The sequence below is a fragment of the Cupriavidus metallidurans CH34 genome (assembly GCF_000196015.1).
Classification (GTDB): domain Bacteria; phylum Pseudomonadota; class Gammaproteobacteria; order Burkholderiales; family Burkholderiaceae; genus Cupriavidus; species Cupriavidus metallidurans.
Genome location: NC_007973.1, coordinates 309,500 through 332,382, shown reverse-complemented (window position 1 = coordinate 332,382; position 22,883 = coordinate 309,500). Strand labels below are relative to the sequence as shown.

20 protein-coding genes are annotated in these 22,883 nt (G+C 64.1%); 14 read left to right on the top strand and 6 right to left on the bottom strand.

What is annotated here, in order from left to right; all coding sequences use genetic code 11:
• Window positions 1-264: 264 nt before the first annotated feature.
• The gene (gene uvrA, locus RMET_RS01590) at window positions 265-3,132 is read left to right on the top strand and encodes an excinuclease ABC subunit UvrA (RefSeq protein WP_011515199.1); all 2,868 of its coding nucleotides are present in this window, start codon (window positions 265-267) and stop codon (window positions 3,130-3,132) included.
• Between the two features lie 53 nt (window positions 3,133-3,185).
• On the opposite strand, the gene RMET_RS01585 is transcribed toward uvrA, so the two are convergent.
• A complete protein-coding gene (locus tag RMET_RS01585; protein WP_011515198.1) occupies window positions 3,186-4,862 on the bottom strand; it encodes a Na/Pi cotransporter family protein in 1,677 nt (558 codons plus the stop codon).
• A gap of 279 nt (window positions 4,863-5,141) precedes the next feature.
• Window positions 5,142-5,714 (bottom strand): adenine phosphoribosyltransferase, encoded by a 573-nt coding sequence (locus RMET_RS01580; RefSeq protein ID WP_011515197.1) that lies wholly within the window; start codon window positions 5,712-5,714, stop codon window positions 5,142-5,144.
• A gap of 126 nt (window positions 5,715-5,840) precedes the next feature.
• Between RMET_RS01580 and RMET_RS01575 the strand changes: the two genes are divergently transcribed.
• Both RMET_RS01575 and RMET_RS01570 read left to right on the top strand, forming a co-directional pair.
• The gene (locus RMET_RS01575; protein ID WP_017511030.1) at window positions 5,841-6,419 is read left to right on the top strand and encodes a DJ-1/PfpI family protein; all 579 of its coding nucleotides are present in this window, start codon (window positions 5,841-5,843) and stop codon (window positions 6,417-6,419) included.
• Between the two features lie 58 nt (window positions 6,420-6,477).
• Window positions 6,478-6,906 carry a ribbon-helix-helix domain-containing protein gene (locus RMET_RS01570; protein WP_011515195.1) on the top strand — a complete coding sequence of 143 codons (429 nt, stop codon included), beginning with the start codon at window positions 6,478-6,480 and terminating at the stop codon, window positions 6,904-6,906.
• Here the strand turns inward: RMET_RS01570 and RMET_RS01565 are convergent.
• Window positions 6,896-8,875, bottom strand: coding sequence for a monovalent cation:proton antiporter family protein (locus tag RMET_RS01565; protein WP_029306755.1), 1,980 nt, complete (start codon window positions 8,873-8,875; stop codon window positions 6,896-6,898). The two genes, RMET_RS01570 and RMET_RS01565, sit on opposite strands and share 11 nt — an antisense overlap.
• Window positions 8,876-9,025: 150 nt before the next feature.
• Between RMET_RS01565 and RMET_RS01560 the strand changes: the two genes are divergently transcribed.
• From RMET_RS01560 to RMET_RS01510, 11 genes are all read left to right on the top strand, one after another.
• A complete protein-coding gene (locus RMET_RS01560; RefSeq protein WP_011515193.1) occupies window positions 9,026-10,009 on the top strand; it encodes a KpsF/GutQ family sugar-phosphate isomerase in 984 nt (327 codons plus the stop codon).
• A 3-nt stretch (window positions 10,010-10,012) separates the two neighbouring features.
• Entirely contained in the window at window positions 10,013-10,639 is a 627-nt protein-coding gene (gene lptC, locus RMET_RS01555; protein WP_011515192.1) for an LPS export ABC transporter periplasmic protein LptC, read from the top strand.
• A gap of 62 nt (window positions 10,640-10,701) precedes the next feature.
• Window positions 10,702-11,346, top strand: coding sequence for a lipopolysaccharide transport periplasmic protein LptA (gene lptA, locus RMET_RS01550; protein WP_011515191.1), 645 nt, complete (start codon window positions 10,702-10,704; stop codon window positions 11,344-11,346).
• Between the two features lie 25 nt (window positions 11,347-11,371).
• The gene (gene lptB, locus RMET_RS01545) at window positions 11,372-12,163 is read left to right on the top strand and encodes an LPS export ABC transporter ATP-binding protein (protein ID WP_011515190.1); all 792 of its coding nucleotides are present in this window, start codon (window positions 11,372-11,374) and stop codon (window positions 12,161-12,163) included.
• A gap of 123 nt (window positions 12,164-12,286) precedes the next feature.
• Window positions 12,287-13,765 (top strand): RNA polymerase factor sigma-54, encoded by a 1,479-nt coding sequence (locus RMET_RS01540; RefSeq protein WP_011515189.1) that lies wholly within the window; start codon window positions 12,287-12,289, stop codon window positions 13,763-13,765.
• 50 nt (window positions 13,766-13,815) lie between these two features.
• A complete protein-coding gene (gene hpf / locus RMET_RS01535; protein WP_008650960.1) occupies window positions 13,816-14,169 on the top strand; it encodes a ribosome hibernation-promoting factor, HPF/YfiA family in 354 nt (117 codons plus the stop codon).
• Between the two features lie 476 nt (window positions 14,170-14,645).
• Window positions 14,646-15,101 carry a PTS IIA-like nitrogen regulatory protein PtsN gene (gene ptsN / locus RMET_RS01530; protein WP_017511024.1) on the top strand — a complete coding sequence of 152 codons (456 nt, stop codon included), beginning with the start codon at window positions 14,646-14,648 and terminating at the stop codon, window positions 15,099-15,101.
• Between the two features lie 68 nt (window positions 15,102-15,169).
• On the top strand, window positions 15,170-16,141 hold the full coding sequence (hprK, locus tag RMET_RS01525) for an HPr(Ser) kinase/phosphatase (protein WP_008650955.1): 972 nt from the start codon (window positions 15,170-15,172) through the stop codon (window positions 16,139-16,141).
• A 205-nt stretch (window positions 16,142-16,346) separates the two neighbouring features.
• Window positions 16,347-16,688 (top strand): PsiF family protein, encoded by a 342-nt coding sequence (locus RMET_RS01520; RefSeq protein WP_017511023.1) that lies wholly within the window; start codon window positions 16,347-16,349, stop codon window positions 16,686-16,688.
• A 114-nt stretch (window positions 16,689-16,802) separates the two neighbouring features.
• Entirely contained in the window at window positions 16,803-17,693 is an 891-nt protein-coding gene (gene rapZ, locus RMET_RS01515) for an RNase adapter RapZ (RefSeq protein WP_011515185.1), read from the top strand.
• Window positions 17,694-17,739: 46 nt separating this feature from the next.
• A complete protein-coding gene (locus RMET_RS01510) occupies window positions 17,740-18,393 on the top strand; it encodes an LON peptidase substrate-binding domain-containing protein (protein WP_011515184.1) in 654 nt (217 codons plus the stop codon).
• A 21-nt stretch (window positions 18,394-18,414) separates the two neighbouring features.
• On the opposite strand, the gene mutY is transcribed toward RMET_RS01510, so the two are convergent.
• From mutY to mutM, 3 genes are all read right to left on the bottom strand, one after another.
• On the bottom strand, window positions 18,415-19,566 hold the full coding sequence (gene mutY, locus RMET_RS01505) for an A/G-specific adenine glycosylase (protein WP_029306756.1): 1,152 nt from the start codon (window positions 19,564-19,566) through the stop codon (window positions 18,415-18,417).
• Window positions 19,567-19,696: 130 nt separating this feature from the next.
• Complete coding sequence (locus RMET_RS01500) at window positions 19,697-21,640, bottom strand: dynamin family protein (RefSeq protein ID WP_029306757.1); 1,944 nt, start codon at window positions 21,638-21,640, stop codon at window positions 19,697-19,699.
• Between the two features lie 332 nt (window positions 21,641-21,972).
• Window positions 21,973-22,866: a bifunctional DNA-formamidopyrimidine glycosylase/DNA-(apurinic or apyrimidinic site) lyase gene (gene mutM / locus RMET_RS01495; RefSeq protein ID WP_011515181.1), complete on the bottom strand. Its 894-nt coding sequence runs from the start codon at window positions 22,864-22,866 to the stop codon at window positions 21,973-21,975.
• Window positions 22,867-22,883: the final 17 nt, after the last annotated feature.

Below are 22,883 nucleotides of genomic sequence, written 5' to 3'. Positions count from 1 at the left end.
TAAGGAATCTGGTCCGGTCGGCGACTGCTTCGATCGTCCGAACGCCGGGAAGTTGCTGACGCGGGGCTGTCTCCACCCTTTTGTCATTCGCCTGTCTGGCGCCGGGCAACCCCGGAAACCGAAGTTCGGTATATTAGCAGGTTTGCTTCCCGCGCTTTCCGCATCACGCTCCGCTTTCGGCGGGCCCGGAAATCGCGTGTCGCGGCAGGCTGGCGCCCCTGTTTCGGGCGCCCCAGGCGTTGCGCAAGGCACATTGACGGGGATATGGAAGAAATCAAGATCCGTGGGGCGCGTACCCACAACCTGAAGAACATCAATCTCGACCTGCCGCGTAACAAGCTTGTGGTGATCACGGGGCTGTCGGGGTCAGGCAAGTCGTCGCTGGCATTCGACACCCTCTACGCCGAGGGGCAGCGCCGATATGTCGAATCGCTGTCCGCCTACGCCCGCCAGTTCCTGCAACTGATGGAAAAGCCCGACGTCGACCTGATCGAGGGGTTGTCCCCGGCGATCTCGATCGAGCAGAAGGCCACGAGCCACAATCCGCGCTCGACCGTTGGCACCGTCACAGAGATTCACGACTACCTGCGCCTGCTCTTCGCCCGCGCCGGCACGCCCTACTGCCCCGACCACGGCATCGCGCTGCAGGCGCAGAACGTGTCGCAGATGGTTGATGCGGCGCTGGCGCTGCCCGAAGACACCAAGCTGATGATCCTGGCGCCCGTGGTCTCGGACCGTAAGGGCGAGCACACCGATCTGTTCGACACGATGCAGGCGCAGGGTTTCGTGCGCTTCCGCATCCGCTCCGGCGGCGGCACCGCGCATGAGGCCGAAGCCAAGGTCTACGATGTCGACGCGCTGCCCAAGCTCAAGAAGACCGAAAAGCACACGATCGAGGTGGTGGTCGACCGCGTCAAGGTCCGCGCCGACATCAAGCAGCGTTTGGCCGAATCGTTCGAAACGGCACTGCGCCTGGCCGATGGCCGCGCGATCGCGATGGAGATGGACACCGGCCGCGAGCATGTGTTCAGCTCGCGCTTTGCCTGCCCTATCTGCTCCTACTCCTTGCAGGAGCTGGAACCGCGCCTGTTCTCGTTCAACAACCCGATGGGCGCCTGCCCCAGCTGCGACGGCCTGGGCCAGATCACTTTCTTCGATCCGAAGCGGGTGGTGGCCTTTCCGAACCTGTCGCTGGCCTCGGGCGCGATCAAGGGCTGGGATCGCCGCAACCAGTTCTATTTCCAGATGCTGCAGAGCCTGGCGGCGTTCTACGACTTCGACACGGAAACCCCGTTCGAGGAACTGCCACCCGAAGTGCAGCAGGTAATCCTGCACGGTTCCGGCGAGACCGAGATCCCGTTCACGTATATCAACGAACGCGGCCGCACCACACTGCGCGCGCACGCGTTCGAAGGGATCATCCCGAACCTCGAACGCCGCTATCGTGAAACCGATTCGGTGGCCGTGCGCGAGGAACTGGCCAAGTACCAGAACAACCAGGCGTGCCCGGTCTGCCAGGGCACCCGCCTGCGCACCGAGGCGCGCCATGTAAAAGTGGGCGAGGCAGATCAGGCCCGCGCGATCTTCGAGATCAACGGCTGGCCGCTGCGCGACGCGCTGACGTACTTCCTGACGCTGGACCTGCACGGCGCCAAGCGCGAGATCGCCGACAAGATCGTCAAGGAAATTACCGCCCGGCTCAACTTCCTGAACAACGTCGGGCTCGACTACCTGTCGCTCGAGCGCAGCGCGGACACGCTGTCCGGCGGCGAGGCGCAGCGCATCCGCCTGGCCTCGCAGATCGGCTCCGGCCTGACCGGCGTGATGTACGTGCTCGACGAGCCGTCGATCGGCCTGCACCAGCGCGACAACGACCGCCTGATCGGCACGCTCAAGCATCTGCGCGACATCGGTAACTCGGTGCTGGTGGTGGAGCACGACGAAGACATGATCCGCGCGTGCGACTACGTGGTCGACATCGGCCCGGGCGCGGGCGTGCATGGCGGCATGATCGTGGCGGAAGGCACGCCGGACCAGATCGAGAGCTCACCGGCATCGCTGACGGGGCAGTACCTGTCCGGCCAGCGCCGCATCGAGGTGCCGAAGACGCGCGCCCTGCCCGACGACGAGCGGCTGCTCCGCATCGTCAACGCCACTGGCAATAACCTGCGCAACGTTACGGCCGAAATCCCGGTGGGCCTGCTCACCTGCGTCACTGGCGTTTCTGGTTCAGGCAAGTCGACGCTGATCAACGACACGCTCTACCACGCGGTGGCACGCCATCTGTATGGCTCGACTGCGGAGCCCGCGCCGCATGACCGCATCGAAGGCCTCGAGCACTTCGACAAGGTCATCAACGTCGACCAGAGCCCGATCGGCCGCACGCCGCGCTCGAATCCGGCTACTTACACCGGCCTCTTCACGCCGATCCGCGAACTGTTCGCGGGTGTGCCCTCCGCCAAGGAACGGGGCTACGACCCGGGCCGTTTCTCGTTCAACGTGAAGGGCGGCCGCTGCGAGTCATGCCAGGGCGACGGCGTGATCAAGGTGGAAATGCATTTCCTGCCCGACGTCTACGTGCCGTGCGATGTCTGCCACGGCCAGCGCTACAACCGCGAGACGCTAGAGGTGCTGTACAAGGGCAAGAACATCTCCGAGGTGCTCGACCTGACCGTCGAGCAGGCGCACGAGTTCTTCAACGCTGTGCCGGTGGTGCGCCGCAAGCTGCAGACGCTGCTCGACGTGGGCCTGGGTTACATCCGGCTGGGGCAGTCGGCCACCACGCTCTCCGGCGGCGAAGCGCAGCGCGTGAAGCTGTCGCTGGAACTGTCCAAGCGCGACACCGGCCGCACGCTGTACATCCTCGACGAGCCCACCACGGGCCTGCATTTCCACGATATCGAACTGCTGCTCAAGGTCATCCACAAGCTGCGCGACCAGGGCAACACGGTCGTGATCATCGAGCACAACCTCGACGTCATCAAGACGGCGGACTGGCTGATCGACATGGGCCCGGAGGGCGGTGCGGGTGGTGGCCAGGTGATCGCGAAGGGATCCCCGGAAGTCGTGGCCGCCAGCAAGGCGAGCTTCACGGGCAAGTATCTGGCGCCTCTGTTGAAGAAGCAGGGGTAGGTCTCCAGGGCGTGGTCGGAAATCGACGCGCCCTGCCCGCTCCCCCAGCCCCGCTAGCGAGCGCCCGCCACCGCCGCGACCTTCTCCTCCGGATCCTCCTTCATCCGGCTGCGGTTCATCATCCCCGCCCGCTCCAGCACCGGATATGCGGTGGAGCAGAACAGCGAATTGAGCCGCTTCAGTTCCGCGATCAGATCCAGATGGAGCGAGCTGGTCTCGATGCTCTCCACGGTCTGCACGGCCACACGCTGCAGGTGCGAGCGCGACAGATCGCGCTCCAGATCGCGGAAGGCCGCCTTCTCCGCCATCAGTTGCTGGGCGCTGCGCAGGTCGCCGGTCAGGAACACCGACAGTCCCAGACGCAGGTTCGCCACCACGCGGGCGTGCATCTCGGCGATCTCCTGCATGCCGGCCTCGGAGAACGACAGGTTGTGCGCGATCTTCTTTTCCTTGGTGTCGACGATCACGCGTTCGATCAGATCCCCCGCGTGCTCCAGGTTGATCGTCAACGAGATGATTTCGGTCCAGCGCTCGCCATCGTGCTCATCCAGCGCCTCGGTGCTGATCTGCGTCAGGTAGAGCTTGATTGCGGTGTAGAGATCGTCGACTTCGTTGTCGATACGACAGGTGGCATTGGCCAGCTTCAGATCGTTGGTCCGCAGCACGCGCAGCAGGTTGTCGAGCATTTGTTCGACGCGATCGCCGATGCGCAGCACCTCACGCGCGGCGTTAGACAACGCGAGCGTCGGCGTGGACAGCGCGGCCGGATCGAGGTGGCGCGGCGTGACCTGGCTGTCGCCGGTGTTCCGGCCCGGCAGAATGGCCTCGCACAGGCGCGCCAGCGGCGCGGTAGCGCCCAGCAGCAAAAGTGCCAGCGCCACGTTGAACAGCAGATGGAAGTTCACGATCATCCGCTGCGGCTCGCTGCCAACCAGCGCCAGCAGTTCCTCGGCCTTCGTCAGCAGCGGCAACGCGATCACGCAACCGAGCAGGCGCGACAGCAGGTTGCCCAGCGTCACGCGCTTGCCGGGCTGGTTGTTGCCCGACGTCGACATCAGCGCCGAGATACCCGAGCCGAGATTGGCGCCCAGCACTAGCGCCATGGCCACGTGGATCGACACCACCCCGGCCGATGCCAGCGCGCCGCAGAACAGCACCATGGCCAGGCTCGAATAGCAGAGGATCGTCAGCACCGCGCCGATCAGCATGTCCAGCGCAGCGTCGCCAGTCAGCGTGCTGAATAGCACCTTGACACCGGCCGCCTGCACCACGGGCCGCGTGGCGATCGAAATCAGTTCCAGCGCCAGCGTGATCAGACCCAGCCCGATCAGCACGCGCCCCACGTGGCCGGCCTTGCTGCCCTTCCATGACAGATGCAGGATCACGCCAATAAAGATCAGCAGCGGCGACAGCCATGACAGATCGAGCGAGAACACCTGCACCATCAGCGCGGTACCCACGTTCGCACCCAGCATGATCGCCAGCGCGGGGGCCACCGCGATCAGTCCCTGTCCGACGAACGAACTGACGATCACGGCCGTGGCATTGCTGCTCTGGACGAGACCGGTCACGCCGACGCCCGCGAGGAACGCAGCAAACCGGTTGGACACGCTGACGGAAAGCACGTGGCGCAGATTGGCGCCGTACACGCGCAGGATACCGACCTTGACTATGTTGGTGCCCCAAATCAGGAGCGCCACGCCGGAGAGAAGATGAAGCAATACGCCCATAGTGCAGCCTTCTTCGTGACCGGTACCGCGAGGGGCGGAAGCGAGGCGCGCAGCCCGGTCATCACCTTGTTATTTCAAGGAGGCATTATGCGCCCCCCTGCCGAAGGGAGCAAACCCGGGAGAGGGCGGCGATTCGAGCCATCCTGGAAGCTGTCTCAGGATGAAGCGAAGCGGTTCTGGCCTGGAGCGGGGCCGCAGACAGTACAAGCGGTACGGCAAGGCCCCGCAACGACGCCGGAATCCTTTTGAAACGACTTCCTAATGGCTTCCTAGGGCTTTCTAGTGGCCGTCGAAATTGCAGACCGTGAACAGCGACAGGCCGCTGGCTTGCAAAAGCTTGGAGCCGCCGAGCTCAGGCAGGTCGACGATCGCCCCGCCTTCCACCACCGTTGCGCCAAGACGCTCCAGCAGCTTGCGTCCCGCCATCATCGTGCCACCCGTGGCGATCAGGTCGTCGATCAGCAGCACGCGGTCTCCCGGCTTGCAGGCATCGGCATGGATCTCCACGGTGGCGCTGCCATACTCGAGCTCGTATTCCTCGGCCACCGTCTGGAACGGCAACTTGCCCTTCTTGCGGATCGGCACGAAGCCCAGGTTCAGCTCGTACGCGATGATCGACCCGAGGATGAAGCCGCGCGCGTCGATGCCAGCCACGAGGTCCAGGTTCTGGTCCATGTAGCGGTGCACGAAGACGTCGATCAGCACGCGCAGCGTCTTGGGGTTCTGCAGCAGCGGCGTGATGTCGCGGAACATCACGCCCGGCTGCGGCCAGTCCGGCACGGTGCGGATGCGGTCACGCAGGTAACCGGTGACATCGCCAAGATCGGGGGACTGGATGATGGAGTTCGACATGAAAGAAACTGGAAAGTGAAATTACGCGCGATGCGGTAACGGGCTACCACCCGTGTCCAAAACCATCGCCGCACAATGGCCCGGCAGTTTGAACATCCGCAACCCGCAACGATACAGGAGACAACCGTGGCCAAGAAGATCTTGATGCTGGCTGGCGACTTCGCCGAAGACTACGAAACCATGGTGCCGTTCCAGGCACTGCAGATGGTGGGCCACACGGTTCACGCGGTCTGCCCGGACAAGAAGGCTGGCGACCACTGCGCCACCGCCATCCATGACTTCGAAGGCGACCAGACCTACACGGAGAAGCGCGGCCACAACTTTACGCTGAATGCCACGTTCGCGGACATCGATCCGGCGCGGTATGACGCCCTCGTCATTCCAGGCGGCCGCGCCCCCGAATACCTGCGGCTGAATGCCCGCGTGCTTGAGATCGTGCGCCACTTCGCCCAGGCCAACAAGCCGATCGCCGCGGTCTGCCACGGCGCGCAACTGCTGGCGGCAGCCGGCGTGCTCGAAGGTCGCACCTGTTCCGCCTACCCCGCCTGTGCGCCCGAGGTGCGGCTGGCCGGCGGCAAATATGCCGATATCCCGGTCGACCAGGCCCATACCGACGGCAACCTGGTAACGGCGCCGGCCTGGCCTGCCCATCCGGCCTGGCTGGCGCAGTTCCTTGCAGTGCTCGGGACGCGGATCGTAGAGTAGAGGCTTCCGAACGCGACGCGGGCCATCGGGCCCGCGGCCGCGCCGCACGGAGGTATCCATGTGTGAGATCTTCATCCGGGCCAATCCGGATTCGTACCAGACCCAGTCCCGATCGTTGCGCCTGCACGGCATGGCCACCAGCATCCGGCTGGAAAATCTGTTCTGGGAGGTCCTGGAAGAACTGGCGCAACGCGACGGCATGACCGTCAACCAGTTGCTGACGCGGCTACACGACGAACTCGCCGAACATCGCGGCGAGACGTCGCTGTCGGCCAACTTTGCCTCGTTCCTGCGGGTGTGCTGTATGCGCTACCTGCTTCTACAAAACGATGGGCGCATCCCGGCCGATACTAGTGTGCCCATTCGGTCGCTCGATGCGCGAGCCGTGCTGGATAGTCTGCCGGCATCGTGGGTGGAGGCCGGCAATTCGCCGTTGCCAAGAGCAGCCAGAGGCGAGCACGCCTCTGCGTCTAGTTCTAGTCCTTGATTAGCCGTTCCTCGGCCGACTCCAGCGCCTCGGGCGTGCCACGCAGCACCACGATGTCGCCCGGCTCCAGCACGGTGTCCGGCTCGGGGTCGAAGGCGCGGATGCCGCGCCGGCGCACCGCCGTGACCTCCACGCCGATCCGCTCCAGCCCCAGCGCGCCCAGGCGACGCCCCACGGCCGTGTGTTCCGGCCCGAGGGACACCGCGTGCAGCCGCACCGTGTCCCGTTCCACCATGTCTTCCTCGTCGTCACGGCCGTGGAAATAGCCGCGCAGCAGGCTGTAGCGTGCGTCGCGCGCCTGCTGCACGCCCCGTACCACGCGGCGCATCGGCACGCCCAGCAGCACCAGCGCGTGTGAAGCCAGCATCAGGCTGCCCTCGATGATTTCGGGCACCACCTCGGTCGCGCCCGCCTTCTGCAAGATGTCCAGTTCGGAATCATCGACGGTCCGCACCAGCACCGGCAGCGCCGGCGCCAGCTCCTGCACGTGGTGCAGCACCTTCACCGCCGATGGCGTATTGGCATAAGTCACCACCACCAGCGCCGCGCGGTGGATACCGGCCGCGATCAGCGCCTCGCGCCGGCCGGCATCGCCATAAACCACCGTATCGCCCGCAGCCGCCGCGTCACGCACGCGATCCGGGTCGAGGTCGAGCGCCACGTAGGTGATGCCCTCGCGTTCCAGCATATGAGCCAGGTTCTGGCCGCTGCGGCCGTACCCGCAGATGATCGCGTGCTTCTCGGTCTGCAGACTCTGCGCCGCGATCCGGGTCATGTTCAGCGATTGCAACAGCCATTCGTTCGCGGCAAACCGCAGCACGATCGCGTCGCTGTACTGGATCAGGAACGGCGCGGCCAGCATCGACAGCAGCATCGACGCCAGGATCACCTGGATCAGCACCGGGTCCACCAGCCCCATGCCATCGATCTGGTTCAGCAGCACGAAGCCGAATTCGCCCGCCTGCGCCAAGCCAAGGCCGGTGCGGATCGCCACCCCCTGGCGCGAACCGAACAGCCGCGCCAGCACCGCGATCAGCACCAGCTTGAACAGGATCGGCACGATCAGCAGCGCGAGCACGAGCCAGACGTGGTCGAACACCACCCGGATGTTCAGCAACATGCCGATCGTGACGAAGAACAGCCCGAGCAGCACGTCCCGGAACGGCTTGATGTCCTCTTCCACCTGATGGCGGTAGGGCGTTTCCGAGATCAGCATCCCCGCCATGAACGCGCCGAGCGCCATCGACAGGCCCAGCCGCTCTGTCAGCGCGGCCATGCCCAGCGTGACCAGCAGCAGGTTCAGCATGAAGAGTTCCTGCGACCGGCGCGCCGCCACGACGTGGAACCAGCGACTCATCAGGCGCTGGCCCAGGAAGAAGATCGCGCCCAGGGCCACGGCGATCTTGACCGTGGCCAGCCCCAGCGCGAACGCCAGGTCTCCCGGGTCGCGCGACAGCGCGGGGATCACAATCAGCAGCGGCACCACGGCCAGATCCTGGAACAGCAGGATGCTGATGATGTTGCGCCCGTGCTCGCTTTCCAGCTCCATGCGCTCGGAAAGCATCTTGGAAACGATGGCCGTGGAGGACATGGCCAGCGCGCCACCCAGGGCCACGGATGCCTGCCAGGACAACGGGAACAGCCAGTTGAACATCCAGCTCGCCGGCACCACAGCCAGCATCGACAGGATGACCTGTGATCCACCCAGCCCGAACACCAGCCGCTTCATCGCGCGCAGCTTGGCCAGGCTGAACTCGAGCCCGATCGAGAACATCAGGAAGACGACGCCGAATTCGGCCAGGTATTTGGTCTGGCCCGAATCGCTGGCCAGGCCGAGCGCGTGCGGGCCGATCAGGATACCGACCGCCAGATACCCGAGCATCGGCGGTAGTTGCAACATGCGGAACGCCACCACGCCAAAAACGGCAGCGGCCAGCAGCACCAGGGTCAGTTCCAGCGGAGAATGCATCGGCGATTGAAAAGTACCAGCCAGGCACGCGCGCCGTCCCGGCATTTGCGCCCTGCCGGCGAAACACGGCAAGCGCGGCGGTCGTCAAGGCGGCAAAAGGCTGGAAAGCCGGGCCAGACGCCATCGCATTCGTTGGTATACTCCGACGCCATGATAGCCAATTTCGATGCGGATCGAGCACTCAGGCTCGCCCGCCAGACCCTTGAAATCGAAGCCGAGGCCGTTTCCGCGCTGGCCGGAAGGCTCACGCCCGCGTTCACGACGGCGGTGGAGATGATTCTCGGCTGCACCGGGCGCGTCGTCGTGTCCGGCATCGGCAAGTCGGGCCATATCGGCCGCAAAGTGGCCGCCACGCTGGCATCCACCGGCACGCCGTCCTTCTTCGTGCATCCCGCCGAGGCCAGCCATGGCGACCTCGGCATGATCACGCGCGACGACGTCCTGATCGCCTTCTCCAATTCCGGTGAAACGGCCGAACTGCTGGCGATCATTCCGATCGTCAAGCGCATCGGCGCCGGGTTGATCTCGATCACCGGCAACGCCGAATCGAACCTAGCCAAACTGTCCAACGCCCACCTCGACGGTGCTGTGGCGCAGGAGGCCTGCCCGCTGAACCTGGCCCCGACCGCCAGCACCACCGCCGCGCTGGCGCTGGGCGACGCGCTGGCCGTGGCGGTGCTCGACGCGCGCGGCTTTGGCGAAGACGACTTCGCGCGCTCGCACCCCGGCGGCGCGCTGGGCCGCAAGCTGCTCACCCACGTGCGCGACGTGATGCGCACCGGCAATGCGGTGCCTGCGGTGCGTGAAAGCACGCCGCTGGCCCAGGCCCTGATGGAAATCACCCGCAAGGGCATGGCCATGACCGCCGTGGTGGACCCCGACGGCCGCGCCGTGGGCGTGTTCACCGACGGCGACCTGCGCCGCCTGCTGGAAACGCCGCGCGACTGGAAGACCGTGCCGATCGGCGAGGTCATGCACCGCAACCCCCACACCGTGCATCTCGACAAGCTCGCCGTGGAAGCCGTGCAGATCATGGAAACGAACCGCATCAACCAGTTGCTCGTCGTCGATGACGATGGCCACCTGGCGGGCGCGCTCCACATCCATGACCTGACCCGGGCCAAGGTCATCTGATCAATGCCAGAGTTCCTGTCCAGAATCACCGGCCTGATCATGCGGCTGCTGCCGCTGCTGCTGATGGCGATCGTTGCCGGCAGCACGTTCTGGCTCGTGCAGATCAACTCGCCGCATGAAGCCACGGCGCAGGCGCAGGTCAAGCGGCACGTCCCCGACTACTACATGGACCGCTTCTCGGCCACGGAACTGGCCGAGGATGGCAATACCAAGATCCGCTTCACCGGCGTGAAGATGGTCCATTTCGAGGACGACCAGACCTACGAGGTGACCACGCCGGCCATGCGCAACTACGAGCCGGATCGCCCGCCCGTTACCGCCAACGCGAATCGCGGCGTGATGAATGCCGAGGGCTCGATCATCGACCTGTACGGCAATGCGTTCATCGTGCGCCAGGCGGGTACCGATGTGTCGAAGGACCCGCGCATGACGGCGGCGTCGCAGTACTTTCAGCTGCTGGTCAACGACGACATCGTCAAGACAGACAAGCCCGTGGAACTGACGCGCGGACCGTCGGTAATGAACGCCAACGGCCTGATCTTCAACAACGTCACCCGCGAAGTACAATTGCTGGGTAACGTTCGCGGCACCATCATCATGAATTCGCCGGGGCAGGCCAGCGCCCAGTGACATCGGGATTTGCGCCCCACCGTCCGCCTGACTGCTGCCTTCCCCTTTCAGCAAAGCCAAAAATGACTGCTTCCCTGACGACATCGTCCTGTCGCCGCACCGCGCCCGCCCTGATGGCGGCCATCGCCGCCATCGGCCTGTTCCTGGCCCAGCCTGCTTTCGCCGAGCGCGCGGACCAGACCAAGCCGCTGGTGCTGGAAGCCGACAATGCCAGCTACGATGACGTCAAGCAGATCTACACTCTGACCGGCAACGTGGTGCTGACCAAGGGCACGATGGTGCTGAAGTCTGACGCCGCCGAACTCCGCACCGACCCCGAGGGTTACCAGTACGCCATCGCCACCTCCAAGCCGGGCCGCCAGGCCTATATCCGCCAGAAACGCGACGGCGTGGACGAGTACATCGACGGCTGGGGTGACCGCATCGAATACGACGGCAAGTCGGAGATCAACAAGCTGATCGGCAATGCACGCGCGGCGCGTGTTTCCGGTGTCGGCGCGAAGATCCTGGATGAAATCCGCGGCGCGGTAATCACGTACGACAGCCGCAATGAGTTCTATACCGCAACCGGCGGCGACAACAACGCGTCAGCCGGGAACCCTTCTGGCCGCGTGCGCGCTGTGCTGTCGCCGCGCGCGAACCAGGCCAGCGCGCCCGCCGGCGCGCCGCTCGACCTGAAGCCGTCCTCACAGCCGGCCAAGCCCTGACCGTTTCAAGCTCTATCCGTACCCGATGAACGATACCGCCACGCTCGCCGATCAGGCTTCTTCCGCCCCATCCACGGATAGCAGCACGCTGGTCGTGCGCCATCTGAAGAAGCGCTATGGCTCGCGCACCGTGGTCAAGGACGTCTCGCTCGACGTCAAGAGCGGCGAGGTCGTCGGCCTGCTCGGCCCGAACGGCGCGGGCAAGACCACGTCGTTCTACATGATCGTCGGACTGGTCGCGCTGGACGAAGGCGATATCGTGCTCGATGGCCAGCACATCAGCGGCCTGGCCATCCACGAGCGCGCGCGCATGGGACTGTCCTACCTCCCGCAGGAAGCCTCTGTCTTCCGCAAGCTCAACGTGGAGGAGAACATCCGCGCGGTGCTGGAACTGCAGGTGGTCAACGGCAAGCCGCTGCCCAAGCAGGAAATCGATCGCCGGCTCGACTCGCTGCTCGATGACCTGCAGATCGCCCACCTGCGCAACAACCCGGCGCTGTCGCTGTCGGGCGGCGAGCGCCGCCGCGTGGAAATCGCGCGCGCGCTGGCGTCGGCGCCGCGCTTCATCCTGCTCGACGAACCATTCGCGGGCGTGGACCCGATCGCCGTGGGCGAGATCCAGCGCATCGTCAGCTTCCTGAAGGCACGCAACATCGGCGTGCTGATTACCGACCACAACGTGCGCGAAACGCTGGGCATCTGCGACCACGCATACATCATCAGCGAAGGCACCGTGCTGGCCGAGGGACAGCCCGAGGAAATCATCGCCAACGAGTCTGTGCGACGCGTCTATCTGGGCGAGAACTTCCGCATGTGATCAAGCGGCCGCGACGCCGCTTTGCAGCATTCGTCAACTAGCCGTTGGCGATCACGAAGTGTCAGCGATAGGCGATAGCAATTTCCGTTCCAACAACGGGAAGATGCGCATAGAATAGGTCGCATGAAACCATCGCTTCAGCTTCGACTTTCCCAGCATCTGGCTCTGACTCCTCAACTGCAGCAGTCCATCCGGCTGCTGCAGTTATCCACACTGGAGCTGCAACAGGAAGTCGAGCAGGCGCTGACCGAGAATCCACTGCTCGAACGCGAGAACGACTGGATCGAAAGCCCGCTGCGCGTGGCCGCGGACGGGTCGGTCAACGTGCAAAGCGCCCCGGCGCCAGCATCTTCCGAACCGCAAGGTAACGGCGACGATCGCGCGAACGGCGCCAATGGCGAAGACGACAGCTACGGCGACAGCGCGGGTGACGATTACGGCAGCGACTGGAGCCTGGACGATTTCGCTCGCCGGCCTCAGGGCGATGATGACGAGAAGACGCCGATGCAGCTTCGCGAAGCGGAACCCACGCTGCGCGAATACCTGATGGAACAGCTCACGCCGCTGAAGATCTCCACGCGTGACAAGGGCCTGGCCATCTTCCTGATCGAGTCGCTTGACGACGACGGCTACCTGGGCGCAACGCTCGACGAGATCTGTTCGGAACTGCCCAAGGAACTCGAATTCGAAGTCGATGAAGTGCAGGCGATACTGACCCTGCTGCAGAGCTTCGACCCGCCTGGCGTGGGTGCGCGCAACGCGGCGGAATGCCTCACCCTGCAACTGCGCCGTCTGCAACATCCGCAGCGGGACCTTGCATTATCGATCGTCAACCACCACCTGGAGTTATTGGCCGTGCGTGACTACACGCGGCTCAAGAAAGCCCTGCAGGTTGACGAAATTGCACTTAAGGCCGCGCACGATCTGATCCGCTCGCTCGCACCGTATCCCGGACATGCCTACAGCCGTCCGGAAGCGGACTTCGTGGTACCGGATGTGTTCGTGCGCAAGAGTGGCAGTAGCTGGATCGCACAGCTCAATCCCGACGTGATGCCGCGTCTGCGCATCAACGACATGTACGCGCAGATTTTGCGCGGTGCAAAAGGGGAAGCGGGCGCGGCCGGGCTGCAGCAGAAGCTCCAGGAGGCGCGGTGGCTCATCAAGAACATTCAGCAGCGTTTCGACACGATCCTGCGTGTTGCGCAGGCAATTGTGGAGCGTCAAAGGAACTTTTTCTCGCACGGGGAAATCGCGATGCGCCCCTTGGTTTTGCGGGAGATTGCCGATACACTGGGTCTACACGAGTCGACCATTTCCCGGGTGACTACGAATAAATACATGGCCACGCCGATGGGTACTTTCGAGTTGAAGTACTTCTTTGGTAGCCACGTCTCCACGGAGACTGGCGGCGCGGCCTCATCCACGGCGATCCGCGCGCTGATCAAGCAACTGATAGGAGCCGAAGAACCCAGGAATCCCCTTTCCGACAGCCGCATCGCCGAGTTGCTGGGCGAACAGGGCTTTGTGGTCGCACGCCGCACGGTGGCCAAGTACCGCGAAGCGCTGAAGATCCCCGCAGTCAATCTCCGCAAGACTTTGTAGCCGAGCCGCAACCGCCTGCCTGGTGCGGCTCTTTCAGAAGGAGAAGCGCTATGAACTTCAAGATCAGTGGACACCACCTCGACATCACGCCGCCGCTGCGTGAGTATGTGGAAACGAAACTGGAGCGAATTGTCAGACATTTCGATCAGGTCATTGGCGTAAGCGTGCTGCTATCCGTAGACAACCATAAGGAAAAGGACAAGCGTCAGTACGCGGAAATCAACCTGCACCTCAAGGGCAAGGACATCTTCGTCGAAGCGCATCATGAAGACCTTTATGCTGCAATCGACTGCCTGGTCGACAAGCTCGACCGCCAGGTGATCCGCTACAAGGACCGCGTGCAAGGGCATGACCGGGAAGCGGTCAAGTACCAGATGGCCGCCGAACAACTACAACAACAATAAGTTGGCGGCGACACCAGGTCGCCCCTTAGAGGATAGATAGGAAGAGCAAAGCCGCGCATCTGCGCGGCTTTTTTGATGGGCGCGAGGCGGACGCGCCGCTGGCGCACCCGTTACCCGAGTACCAGCCCTGCAACATTTGGTCAGCCGGGGGTGTTCGCAACTGACGCCGCTCGGTGTATGCTGCGCCATACAACAACTACAGACAGGACGGCCCCGGACAACCGGCCCGGCATTCCGCGTGGCAAAAGATCACGCGATGGCGGGTGGCAGTTTTCTGGGTGGGCAATCCGACCGGCAAGCTCGCGGCACCACTCGCGGCGCCGGCGCCGCAGCGCACAAGTGCGCAGTGGCCCTGCTCTATAATGGCCGGACGCTCCAATGCGGGCGTCCTTTTGCGCTCAATAGCCTGAATTGCCCAACGCAGCGGGACGACTCATGTGCGTCGGCTCGCCTTTCTGACTCCTCGTGCATCGCCCATGAATCGTTTGGCCAAATTGCTGCCACCCGGCAACATTAATCTCGACGTCACCGTCACCAGCAAGAAGCGGGTCTTCGAGCAAGCCGGGCTCCTGTTCGAGAACAACCATGGCGTAGCCCGGGCCACCGTGACCGACAACCTGTTCGCGCGCGAATCGCTCGGGTCCACCGGTCTTGGCGCCGGCGTCGCCATTCCGCATGGCCGCATCAAGGGACTCAAGCAGCCTCTGGCTGCCTTCATGCGCCTGGCCGAGCCAATTCCGTTCGAATCGCCCGACGGCAAACCGGTGTCGCTGCTGATCTTCCTGCTTGTGCCCGAGCAGGCCACCCAGCAGCATCTGGAGATTCTTTCGGAAATCGCCCAGTTGTTGTCGGACCGGGAAATGCGTGAAGGACTGGCCACGTTACCCACGCCCGAAGCGGTCCACGAGTTACTGACCCAGTGGCACCCCTGACACGACGGCAGGCCAGCGCAGCCTGACGCGATACCCGCGATACAGCCCCTCCCGAAAAGTCATCCCGCATGGAACTCACCGGCGTCACCTCCCAGTCGATCTTCGACGACAACGCAGCCGACATCAAACTCTCCTGGGTCGCCGGTCTGGAAGGGGCCGATCGTGCCTTCGACGTGGAATTCGCGCGGGAGGCAACATCGGCTGCCGATCTGGTCGGCCACCTGAACCTGATCCACCCGAACCGGATTCAGGTACTCGGCAAACCCGAGATCCTTTACTACCAGCGCCTCGACGACGAACCCCGCAAGCGTCAGATGGGCGAGCTGATCCTGCTGGAGCCGCCATTCCTGGTGGTGGCGGATGGCATGGAGCCGCCGCCCGACCTGGAACTGCGCTGCACGCGCTCATCGACTCCACTGTTCACGACGCCGGTATCCTCGGCGGCCGTCATCGACCACCTCCGCCTGTACCTGTCGCGCATCTCCGCACCGCGCGTCACCATGCACGGCGTGTTCCTCGACATCCTCGGCATGGGCGTGCTGATCATGGGTGAGTCGGGCCTTGGCAAGAGCGAACTGGGCCTGGAACTGATCTCGCGCGGACACGGCCTGGTGGCCGACGACGCCGTCGATTTCGTGCGGCTTGGCCCGGATTTCATTGAGGGCCGCTGCCCGCCGCTGCTGCAGAACCTGCTTGAAGTCCGCGGCCTGGGCCTGCTCGACATCAAGACGATCTTCGGTGAGACCGCCGTGCGGCGGAAGATGAAGCTCAAGCTCGTGGTGCAATTGGTGCGCCGCAACGACGGCGAGTTCGAGCGCCTGCCGCTTGATTCCCAGTACCTCGACGTTCTTGGCCTCCCGATCCACATGGTGAAGATCCAGGTGGCAGCCGGCCGAAACCTCGCCGTGCTGGTGGAAGCCGCCGTCCGCAACACGATACTGCGCCTGCGCGGCATCGATACCCTCCGCGACTTCATGGATCGTCAGCGGGCAGCAATGCAGGCTGACGTGGTTTCCCGCGGCCAGGGTCGGCTGCTCTGATCAGACAATTCCGGCAGTTTTGTGAAACGCCGGCGTCGCTTTCAATTGCTTACAAGCGGCCGGCCTCCCCTCGTCAACGCGCTTTGGGCGTGCGCCGTTTTGTGCTTCAATGGGCATCGAGCCCAGTCCGGTACCGCCAGCCGCCGCGCTGCATCCTGAAGGTCGGCGTCCGGCCATGATGTGTTTCCACAGCCAGGAGAGAAGCATGAAGAAACTGATCGCGATGTGCGTGCTGGTTACCCCTCTGTTCGCCACGGGCGCGTTCGCCCAAGGCGCCTCGGCCCCGGCCGCTGAAAAATCTGGCAAAGCCCCGACCGCGCAGCAAGAAAAGATGTCGGCCTGCTCCAAGCAGAACAAGGGCAAGAAGGGCGACGACTACAAGAAGTCCATGAGCGATTGTCTGTCGGGCAGCGCGGCAGCCACCGCGCCGGCCGCACCGAAGACCCAGCAGGAAAAGATGTCGGCCTGCTCGAAGGAAAACAAGGGCAAGAAGGGCGACGACTACAAGAAGTCCATGAGCGATTGCTTGTCAAAGCCGGCGGCCTGATCGCCAGATCTGACAGATCCCGTGGCAATGATGGCGAATCGGCGACGATTCGCCATTTTGCTTTAGGGAAGGTGTCATGACGCCGCCATCACGCGATGCTATGCTTGCATCGCTATGCGGATCATCCTTATCACCGGAATTTCCGGCTCAGGCAAGTCAGTCGCGCTGAACGTACTGGAGGACGCGGGGTACTACTGCGTCGACAACTTGCCGGCCCAGTTCATCCCCGATCTCGCCTGCTATCTGGCGGATCAGGGTTACTCACAGCTTGGTGTCGCCACCGACATTCGCAGCCGCGAATCGCTCGCGCGACTGCCCGATACGGTGCGAGAGCTGGCCGCGAACCATCAGGTACAGGTGCTGTACCTGACCGCCAGCACCGATGCGCTGGTTCAGCGCTACTCGGAAACGCGCCGGCGCCACCCGCTTTCGGCACAAGTCGACGTTGGCGCGGCCGCTGGCACGCCCAACGATACCTCGCTGATCGAGGCCATCGAGAAGGAGCGGGAGCTGCTAAGCCCGCTGGCGGAATCGGCTCACCGCATCGACACCAGCAACGTGCGCACCAATACGCTGCGCAGCTGGATCAAGGAACTGATTCAAGACGAGAACGAGAACAAGAACAGCCAGCAGCTCACGCTGCTGTTTGAATCGTTCGGGTTCAAGCACGGCGTGCCCAGCGACGCCGATCTCGTCTTCGACGTGCGCTCCCTGCCGAACCCCTATTACGATCTCGCGCTGCGCCCGCTCACTGGGCGCGATGCGCCAGTCATCGACTTCCTGCAGAGCCAGCCAATGGTGCTGGCCATGGCCGAGGATATCCGCGCCTATGTGGAGAAGTGGCTGCCGAGTTTCATTGCGGACAACCGCAGCTACCTGACCGTCACCATCGGCTGCACCGGAGGCCAGCACCGTTCCGTGTTCATCGCGGAAAGACTTGCCAACTACTTCCGGGCACATGGTAATGTGCTGGTCAGACACCGCGAGTTGGCCCCCGCTGGCTGACGCGCGGCGCCCCGCCGTTTTCCCATGACTGGAGCCGGCCAACCGCATGTCGACCTTTCTTTCCGGCACCGCATCCGATTCCGCTACCCTGGATGCGCTGCCGCTGTTCCCTCTGCACACGGTCCTGTTTCCAGACGGCCGTCTGCCTCTCCGTGTATTCGAGAAACGCTACGTCGACATGGTGCGCAACTGTATGCGCGACCATCTGCCGTTCGGCGTCTGTCTGATTGCCACCGGAGAGGAAGTCGCGCAGCCGGGCCAGACCACCGAACCTGAATCCATCGGCTGTCTTGCGGAGATCGTCGATTGCAACGTGGAGCAACTCGGCGTCCTGCTGATTGAAACACGCGGACGCCAACGCTTCCGGGTGCTGTCCCACGCCACGCGCGATGACGGCTTGCTCGTGGCGAACGTGGAACTGCTGCCTCCGGATGTCATCGACTGCAAGCTGGAATTGCTGGGCGAGTGCCTGGCCGCGTTGCGTCGAATCGTGACCTCGCTCCACACAGACCAGCCCGACAAGCCGAAACTGCCCTTCGGAGAGCCCTATCTCTGGGACGATCCGAGCTGGGTGGTCAACCGGCTGTGCGAGTTGTTGCCGGTGCCACTCAAGGCCAAGCAGATGCTGATGGAGCTACCTGATGCCGGCGTGCGCATCGAGATCGTGCATCGCTACATGCGACAGCACCACATCGTCTGAGCCGCTTTCTGAACGGGCAACTCAGAAAAGTCCGAGCCTCGCCTGATCTTCCAGCAGCTTGCGCACCGGGGCCGGGGTGCCCAGCATATCGAGATCGTCAAGAGACAGCCACCGGCTCGCGGCATCACCTTCAAGCGCGACAGTGTCCAGATCGACGCGAATCGCGCGAATCAGCAAGCGAAAATGAGTAAACACGTGCGTCAGCTCGCCAGCCAGATATGCGCGCGCAGGCAAGCCATACGCGCGGGCTAACTCCAGCGCCGATTCCTCGGCGGCCTCCGAATCGAACGGTACCGTGTCGACCGGCATTTCGGGCAGGCTCCACAACCCGCCCCAGATGCCGCGGCTGGGACGCAACTGCACCAGCACATCACGTCCATGCCGGACGATCAGCATCACGGTGCTGCGCTCCGGAATCGCCGCGCGTGGCTTCGGCGTGGGCAGCACGGCGGTGAGGTTGTCCTTGCGGGCCAGGCAATCGGCTACGAGCGGGCACGCCTCTGCGTCGGCCAGACAGGCTGGCTTGCCGCGCGAGCAAATCGTGGCGCCGAGGTCCATCAATCCCTGCGTGTAGGCCACCATGTGATCTGCCTGATGACGTCCGGCAGGCGGCAGCGCCTGTTCGGCCAGCGCCCACATCCGATTTTCGATCGCACGCTCGCCGGGATAACCGTGAATGCCGAACACCCGCGCGAAGACGCGCTTGACGTTGCCGTCAAGGATCGGAGAACGAACGCCGGCACTGAACGCCGCGATCGCCGCAGCCGTGGAGCGACCGATGCCGGGCAGCGTCACGAGCACCTCGGGGTCGGTCGGAAACACGCCAGCGTGCTCATCCACCACGGTCTTGGCGCAGCGATGAAGATTGCGCGCGCGCGAGTAGTAGCCCAGCCCGGCCCACAATGCCATGACCTCGTCGGCAGACGCTGCCGCCAGAGCGGCAACCGTGGGCAGCGCCGTCACGAAGCGCTGGAAATACTCGATCACCGCTGCCACCTGCGTCTGCTGCAGCATGATCTCGGACAGCCAGATGCGATACGGATCGCGTGTGTTCTGCCAGGGCAGGTCGTGCCGTCCGTGCTGGCGCTGCCACGTCACCACGCGCATACCGAAATCGGATGGCACGGCGATGGTTTCGGGCATGGCGGGGGCGGCGGCAGGCTTGCGGGGCATTGCGGGATCTTGAAAAGAAAAAGCGCCGCTCACTGGCGGCGCCACATGATACATCGGCGGTTGCAATACCCTTCCCAGATGGCCGGGCCTGCCCCCTCCCCCACAAGTGGACGAGGGGGGAACGCACCGACTACGCCGCGCGCGCCGTTGCTTCCGGGGGCGCGTCCACCAGCCTGCGCGCAAAGCTCTCGATCTTGGTGCTCCGCTCATCGAGCCCGTTCAGCACTTCCTCAAGTTCGGCAATGCGCGATTCCAGCGTGTCCGTGGCCTCGTGGATACGCTCGATCGAATCGACGCGTCGGCGCAATTGCTTCTGGTGCTCGCGTACCTGCGCCTCGAGCGGCGTCATCACCGACTTCAGCCAGATCTCGATATCGCGATTCAGATCGCGGAAGTTCTCGAGCACGCGGCTGGCCATCGTCGCGAACGCGTTCTGCACCAGTTGCGGACGCGAGCGCGTCAGCATGTGCACGGCGCCGAAATGCGTGTTCACCAATTGCAGCGTTTCCTGCAGTTCGTTGGTATAGCGCGACGTCACGAACTGCATCGGCGAAGGCAGCGTGAAACCATGTTCGGCATTGAAGCGCCGATACATGCTTTCCACGAGCTGGTGCAAGCCGACGATCTTCTGATCGGCGTCGGTAATCAACCCGGTAAGCTGGCCGAACAGCGCTTCCATATCCTCGCGCAGGCCGCGCGAGAAGAAGCGCTCCTTCATTTGCTCGCGCGCATCGCGCATCGTGCGGCGCACGTCGCGCAGTTGCAGGCTCTTGATGATGTCCGCGCTATGCCGCCCGAAGACCAGCCGCAGCGCCTGGAACTTCGCGATGCTCTGCTCGAACTCCTCCTTCTCGCTCTGCACGCGCATCAGCATGTGCTTGACCATCGCATGATTCTTGCCACGCAGGCCGCGTAACTCGAACAACTGCTCGACGATATCGCGCCGGCGGCTCTGCAGCAGTTGCTGGGCGCCGCGCGACATCTCCTGCACCAAGCGCTGTACCTGGTCGGCCACGATCTCGCGTCGCTGCGGAATGAGCTGGTCCGACAGCACGTGCTCGAACTGCATCAGGTTGCTGCGCACGAGCATCGGCTCGTCGTTGGTGACCTTGGCCACCAAGCCCTTCTGTGCCGATACCGGGTAGACCCGGCGTTCCTCGATGCCGAGCGTCTGCGCGGTCGTACGGACCTGGCGCGAAATCTCCGACGCAATCTCGGATGATGACTTGAGCGGGTCCCAGAGACCATCGATCTTGTTCAGCACGGCCAGGCAGCCGCGGCGATGGCCGGCGCCCACATGGCTGCGCCAGAGATCGAGGTCGCTCTTGGTCACGCCGGCATCGGCGGCCAGCACGAATACCACCACGTGCGCATCGGGAATCAGGCGCAGCGTCAGTTCAGGTTCGGTACCGATCGCGTTCAGGCCCGGCGTGTCCAGGATCACCAGACCCTGGCGCAGCAGCGGATGCGGGAAGTTGATCACCGCATGGCGCCAGCGCGAGATCTCCACCATGCCATCGGCGTCCACTGCCCAGGCGGCATCCGGATCGTTCTCGTTGTACAGGCCCAGCGCCTCGGCCTCGGCCGGGCTCACGCGCGTGGTCTCCACCACGTGCTGGAACGCGGCCAGCATGCCCTCGGGTGACGACGGGTCGAGCGGTACCGTAGTCCAGTGAGAATTCGCCGAACCGGGCTCCATGAAGTCCGCCGTGGACGCATCCTGCAAGCGCGTCTCGATCGGCAGCAGCCGGATGCACGGCGCCTCGTTCTCGTCGTAGCGCAACTCCGTCGGGCACATCGTGGTGCGGCCCGCCGACGACGGCAAGATGCGCCGACCGTAGTCGGCAAAGAAGATGGCGTTGATCAGTTCGCTCTTGCCGCGCGAGAACTCGGCGATGAACGCGACCTTGAGCCGGTCGCTCCTGAGCACGTTCTGGATGCGCTGCACGCGGTCTTCCGCGGTGGCGTCATAAAGATCGTATTGCTGCAGCCAGGACTGGAAGTCGGCGAGAGAATGAAGAACCCCGGTTCTCCAGGCGCCATATTGTTCGAATTGCTGTGCGAGGCTCGTCATGGAGTGGTTCGCTTTTCGGCTCGGATTTATTGGTTTCGGGCTCGTATTGCACAACTGGCCCCGGGATGGTTCCACTGACCCTGCGGTCCCTGGGCAAGTCGACGGCCAGGTCCATGCCCCGTCGACAGGGTGGCTTGGCGCATTTTGTAACTTTTTATGTCTGCGCACACGATACAGGTTTCTTGCACGATTTTGTGGAATTCACGCCCCTTACGGCATTCCACTTGCGCGAGTGTTGCGCCGACCCATCGGCAGGCGATTTCAACAAGAAATCCAGACCGGTTCGGCGCGTGCCAGACCGTCCCGGACAGGCTTTGCGCCCCGGTGACGGATCAATGCTGGCAGTGCGGGCAATAGAACGTCGATCGCTGGCCTTGCAGGATCTGACGGATCGGAGTGCCGCAAATGCGACATGGCTCGCCGGCACGATCGTAGACAAAACAGTCGAGCTGGAAATAGCCGCTACTGCCGTCGCTGCCGACGAAGTCGCGCAATGTGCTGCCGCCGCGTGCGATGGCCTCCGCCAGCGTCTCGCGCACGGCCACGGCCAGCTTCTCGCAACGCGCCAGGCTCAGCCGCCCGGCCTGCGTGGTCGGCCGAATGCCCGCGCGAAACAGGCTCTCGGAGCAGTAGATGTTGCCAACGCCGACGACCACGTCGCCCGCCAGCAGAGCCTGCTTGATCGCCATGGAGCGCCCGCGCATGCCACGATGTAGCCAGGCGCCGTCGAAGCGCGGGTCGAAGGGCTCGATGCCGAGCCTGCTCAGCAGCGGATGCCCGGGCAGGTCCGATTCGGCAAGCGGAGTCCAGAGAATGGCGCCGAAGCGGCGCGGGTCGCGGAAACGCAGGACAACCGGCTCTGCCTCCGCGGTATCCGGGCCGGCAGCCAGCAACAGGTCGAGATGATCGTGCGCGCCCGGCGCGGGCGGAGCGGGATAGACGCGCAGCGTGCCCGTCATGCCCAGGTGCACCAGCAGCCAGCCCGGCGCGGCGTCCTCGCCTGTCCCCGCCCGGGTCGCGTCGGCCGGCGGCAGGCATTCCAGCAGCAGATACTTGCCGCGTCGCTCGATACGGCCGATGATGCGGCCCGTCAGTCGCGCCTCCAACTCCGGCTCGACCGGCCAGCGCAAGCCCCGGTGGCGCACGATCACGTCGGCAATGCGGCGGCCCACTACGTGTGGCAGCAACCCGCGCCGCGTAACTTCGACTTCCGGCAGTTCTGGCATCGCCCCCCCTTTAGTCC